Consider the following 5,076-nt stretch of genomic DNA (forward strand, 5'->3'; position numbering starts at 1 on the left):
GGCGGCGTGCCCAGGCGGCGCGCCCCGACAGCGTGCCCCGGCACCGCCCGGACGGGCCGTCCGAAAACGGGCGGCGGGTTCGCGCGGCAGTCAGCGGGAACGCCGTTCACACGGCGGGCCGTGCCGTGCCGGTTCTGCGGGTATGCCGGGTGCCCGGATCGGACGGACCGGGGCCGATCGGTCCCCGGCGGGTTACTGTGACGATCGGAAGCGGGACCGGCGGCGGGCCCGGCGGGCGGCGGGGGCGCGTCAGCGCCCGACCGGGTGTCCCGGGCCCGGTCGGCGTCCTCCCGGAACGACGCGTCAGTGCTGACGGAGGCTCAGGAAGAAGTGGACGTCGAGGAGACCCCGCTGCCCGGGATCGGGCTGCGGCACGACTTCAGTACCCGCTCGGGCCGCCGGCTCGGCGTGGTGAGCCGCCACGACGGACGTCGTGACCTGGTCATCTACGATGCGGAGGATCCGGACGCATCCCGCGAGTCGATAACACTCACCCCGGAGGAGGGGGACGTGCTCTCCGAGCTGCTCGGCGCTCCGCACATCGTGGAGAAGCTCGCCGACCTCTCGCGCGCGTTCGCCGGGCTGGTCGGCGAGCAACTCGAGATAACCGCGGGTTCCCCGTACGCGGACCGCACGCTCGGTGACACCCAGGCCCGCACCCGCACGGGCGCGTCCATCGTCGCCGTCGTCCGCGACCACGAGGTCCTCGCCTCGCCGCGGCCGGACTTCCAGTTCCACCCCGGGGACATCGTGGTCGTCGTCGGCACCCCGGAGAACACCGCGGCCGTCGCCCAGCTCCTGCGCACGGGCTGACGGAGAACGGGCGACCGACGACACGTGCACGACACGGCGACGACCTTCCTCGAGCTGGGTGCCGTCCTGTTCGTCCTGGGGGTGCTAGGCCACTTTGCGTTGCGGGTCGGTATCTCACCGATCCCGCTGTACCTCATCGGTGGTCTCGCCTTCGGGCACGGCGGTGTCCTGCCACTGGGCGCCAGCGAGGACTTCATCGAGATCGGCGCCGAGATCGGTGTCATCCTCCTGCTGCTGACACTCGGCCTGGAGTACACCGCCGAGGAGCTCCTGCACGGCCTGCGAAGACAGGCCCCAGCCGGGGTGCTCGACCTGACGCTCAACGCCGCCCCCGGCGTGGCGGCCGCGTTCCTGCTCGGCTGGGGGCCGCTGGCGGCGGTGGTCATGGGCGGCGTCACCGCGATCTCCTCGTCCGGGATCATCGCCAAGGTCCTGGGGGATCTGGGCCGCATCGGTAACCGGGAGACCCCGGTCGTGCTGTCGGTGCTCGTGCTCGAGGACCTCGCGATGGCCGTCTACCTGCCGGTGGTCACCGCGTTGCTGGCCCATCACACCGTCGCCCGGGGCTCGCTGACAGTCGGGGTGGCGCTGGGTGCGCTCGTCGCCGTCCTGTACGTCGCGCTGCGGCACAGCGACAAGGTCACCCTGCTCGTCTTCAGCCCGACCGCGGACCGCAACGACGAGGTCCTGCTGCTGCGGTCGCTGGGGCTGACCCTGCTCGTCGCCGGCGTCGCCCAGCGCATGCAGGTCTCCGCCGCGGTCGGCGCGTTCCTGGTCGGCATCGCGCTGTCCGGGCCGGTCGCGGAGAGCGCGCACGAGGTGCTGACGCCGCTGCGCGACCTGTTCGCCGCCGTGTTCTTCGTGTTCTTCGGCCTGCAGACCGATCCGGTCGAGATCCCGCCCGTGTTGCTCGCCGCGTCCCTGCTCGCGCTCGCCGGCGTGGCGACGAAGATCGTGACCGGATGGTGGGCCGCGCGGCGCGCGGGCATCGCGACGATGGGCCGCTACCGCGCCGGCGCCGCGCTGGTCGCCCGCGGCGAGTTCTCGATCGTCATCGCCGGGCTGGCGGTCGCCGCCGGAGTGAACCCGCAGCTCGGGCCGCTGGCCGCGTGCTACGTCCTGCTGATGGCGGTACTCGGCCCGCTGGCGGCGCGGTTCGTCGAACCGGTCGTGCGAACGATCCGCCGCTGGTCACAGGCCCGCAGGCCACCGGATCCCGCCACCGCGCGCGGCGCGTGACCGCCTTGCCGCGGGCCGTGTGACCCGCGGCTGGGCGCCGGCGCGCGAATCTCGGCCGGGCTGGCGGGATTCACCCGACGATGTTTGGCAGGATGACGCTCCATGAGTGGACTTCTCGAAGGCAAGCGCGTTCTCGTCACCGGCGTCCTGACCGAGGCGTCCATCGCGTTCAGTGTTGCTCGCATCGCCCAGGAGCAGGGTGCCTCCGTGGTGCTCACCGGGTTTGGCCGCGGCCTGTCCCTCACCCGCCGGATCGCGCGCCGCCTACCCACCGAGCCGCCGGTCGTCGAGCTCGACGTGACTGACGAGGAGCATCTCGCCGAGCTCTCCGCGAAGGTCCTCGAGCACGTCGACGGCCTCGACGGGGTGATGCACGCGATCGGGTTCGCGCCGGAATCGGTGCTGGGCGGCAAGCCGTTCGTCGAGGCGGCCTGGTCGGAGGTCGGTACCGCGCTTCAGGTCTCCACCTGGTCGCTCGCGTCCCTGACCCGCGCGACCATGCCGCTGTTCGGCGAGCGCGCCAGCATCGTCGGCCTGGACTTCGACGCCTCGGTCGCCTGGCCGTCCTACGACTGGATGGGGGTCGCCAAGGCCGGGCTCGCCTCCGCCGCCCGCTACCTGGCCCGGGACCTCGGCCCCAGCGGAGTGCGGGTGAACCTGGTCGCCGCCGGCCCGCTGCGCACGATGGCGGCCAAGAGCATCCCCGGGTTCAGCAAGTTCGAGGAGGTCTGGGGCACCCGGGCACCGCTCGGCTGGGACATCGCGGACACCACGCCCGCGGCGCGCGCCTGCGTCGCCCTCCTCTCGGACTGGTTCCCCGCGACGACGGGCGAGATCGTGCATGTCGACGGCGGCTTCCACGCGGTCGGCGCCTGACCTCCGGGACGGCGCCCCACGCAGCCCTGGCCGGCCCCTGAAACCACAGCCCGGCCGCGGGGCCGTGAAACCGCGGCCCGGCGGTGGGGCATCGGAATTCCATCAGTTCAGTTATCTCTTCACTGCCTCGCCTCCTCGCCCTTTTGTGGCGGTCTCGCCGTTTCCGGAGCGGATTCGGGGTCTGGGGCTCCGGAAAGGACGAGGAGCCGAGGAAAGGGCGAGGAGGGGCGAGGGTCAGCGGGCGGCGTGGCGGGTGGCGGCGGAGGCGGTGCCCAGCCAGGTGTGCGGGTTGCCCTCCCAGCACCAGCCCAGCTTCGGTGCCCGGCCCGAGATCCACATCGCCGGCACGCGGCGGTCGCCCCGGCGTGATCCGGACAGCATGAAACAGTTGTTCTTCTCCAGCGCCTCGGGGAAGTGGGTGACCACCGCGATCCCCTCGTGGATCGTCAGCGGCGAGCGCCCGCGCTCGAGGATCGGTGGCAGCGCGTCCGCGGGCCGGATGCCGCGGAACTCCTCCCCGCGCTCGACGTCGGTGAGCAGGTACACACCCGCGTGGGGCACGTTCAGCTCCGGCAGCGGCCGGTAGGGCGCGAGGCCCTCCTCTCCGTGGTTGCGGTCGACGGTCCCGGTGTCGGCGCGCCCGGCGAGCGTGAGCAGCGGCACGATCTCCTCCGCCCGGACGAGCTCCCCCGACACAACCAGGACGAAGGGCATCCACGACCGGGTCGCGGGCCGGAACGGGCCGGGCACGGCGGCGTGGGCGACCGTCCGCAGCGGCTCGCAGAGCGCCTCGAAGTCGGCCGGAGACATCCCCGCCAGCTCGGGGTACCCCAACCGCACCAGGCCGGCTACCTGCCTGTTGAACGCCTGGTCGAGTGGATCGGGCCAGCCACCGGTTCCTTCCGTGATCGGGTCGACCTCGTCGGTTCGCACGGCGGTGCTCAACGTCGCGGTGCGGCTCGGCATGCGGCATCCCCTCGGCTTTCGGTGGGTTGGGTGGCGTCGTACGACCCCGTTTCCCGGCACCGGTCCCGGTGCCGGATCTCGGACGTCCCACCCTCAACGCCGAGCGTTCCCAACGGGTTCCGAGCGCTGTCGGGACGGGCTGGCCGGGTCGAGCCAGTCGATCCGGGTGTCTCACCCGACGGCTGACGCGTCCCGGCCCGGCAGGCGGCGGCTCAGTACGCGGCGGCCTCGTCGATCAGGTCGAGCGCGGCTCCGACGATGGTCGCGGTGTCCACCGGGGCACCCGCGCCGCCGGCGGCGGGACCACCGGGGGAGCGGGGATCGGCCGGCGCGCTCGGGACCTGCGCGGTCTGGCCCGGGGCGGTCGGGATCGGGGCGGCCGAGCCGAGTGTCGTGACGTGCTCGCCGTGCACACCGGCGAGGAAACCCAGCGTCCGCGCGTCGCCGTCGACCACGGTCAGCAGCGGGCCGCGGCGGTTGGGTGGGAAGAGCTCACCGAGGACGGCGTCGTCGCCGTCGGCGAGTCCGCGCCGGGCCTGTAGCGCGTCGAAGAGCAGGTCCGGGGACGTCACGCAGACCACGCCGATCTCCCGGCGCAGCCCGGAGCTCAGCTCGTCGGCGGCCCGCAGCACCTCCGGCATGACGGCGCCCATCCCGACCAGGGTGAGCGGCGCGGACGGCTCGCCCGGGCGCAGCCGGTACCCGCCGGCCAGCACCGCCGCGCGACGCCGCCACCAGCCGGCGGCGTCGCCGGGCAGCCCGGCGAGCCGCTGGTCGACGGGCCGCGCGCTCAGCCGGATCAGGCTGGACGCGCCGTCGACGCGCCCGAGCCGGCGCAGCGCCTCGAGCAGGCACCAGACCAGGTCCTGCGCGAAGGCCGGCTCCCAGCAGGCGATACCCGGGACGCCGATCGCGCCGTGGCGCCACCCGCCCGGGCGCACCGGGTCGACACCGGTGTCCGCGACGGTCAGCAGGGAGCGTCCGTCGGCCGCCCCGCCGGCGGCCCATCCGGGCAGTACCCGGGTGACCGACATCTCGTCGCTCACCCCGATGGGCAGCAGCGGAAGACCCAGCCGGCTCCACGCCACGCCGAGCGAGGCCAGCACCCCACCGAACGCGCCGGCGGACAGGCCGCCGGCCACATGCCGCCCGCCGCCGGAACGAGCCCCCTCCGGCCCCGGC

The 5,076-nt window shown here is 73.8% G+C and carries 4 protein-coding genes and 1 pseudogene; 3 read left to right on the plus strand and 2 right to left on the minus strand.

Features of this window, described 5'->3' with window-relative positions; translation table 11 throughout:
• Positions 1-330 precede the first annotated feature (330 nt).
• The 3 genes from FMEAI12_RS32760 (at position 331) to fabI (ending at position 2,928) form a co-directional block, all read left to right on the plus strand.
• Positions 331-813: a cation:proton antiporter regulatory subunit gene (locus tag FMEAI12_RS32760; protein ID WP_200835494.1), complete on the plus strand. Its 483-nt coding sequence runs from the start codon at positions 331-333 to the stop codon at positions 811-813.
• Between the two features lie 24 nt (positions 814-837).
• Complete coding sequence (locus FMEAI12_RS32765; protein WP_112109028.1) at positions 838-2,052, plus strand: cation:proton antiporter; 1,215 nt, start codon at positions 838-840, stop codon at positions 2,050-2,052.
• 102 nt (positions 2,053-2,154) lie between these two features.
• On the plus strand, positions 2,155-2,928 hold the full coding sequence (fabI, locus tag FMEAI12_RS32770; protein WP_020459827.1) for an enoyl-ACP reductase FabI: 774 nt from the start codon (positions 2,155-2,157) through the stop codon (positions 2,926-2,928).
• A 234-nt stretch (positions 2,929-3,162) separates the two neighbouring features.
• Here the strand turns inward: fabI and FMEAI12_RS32775 are convergent, their stop codons facing one another.
• Together FMEAI12_RS32775 and FMEAI12_RS32780 are read right to left on the minus strand one after the other, a co-directional pair.
• Entirely contained in the window at positions 3,163-3,894 is a 732-nt protein-coding gene (locus tag FMEAI12_RS32775; RefSeq protein ID WP_083390925.1) for a DUF5701 family protein, read from the minus strand.
• Between the two features lie 212 nt (positions 3,895-4,106).
• A pseudogene (locus FMEAI12_RS32780) lies at positions 4,107-5,076 on the minus strand (pyruvate dehydrogenase); the annotation flags it as partial.

This window comes from Parafrankia sp. Ea1.12, assembly GCF_900465275.1.
GTDB lineage: Bacteria > Actinomycetota > Actinomycetes > Frankiales > Frankiaceae > Parafrankia > Parafrankia soli.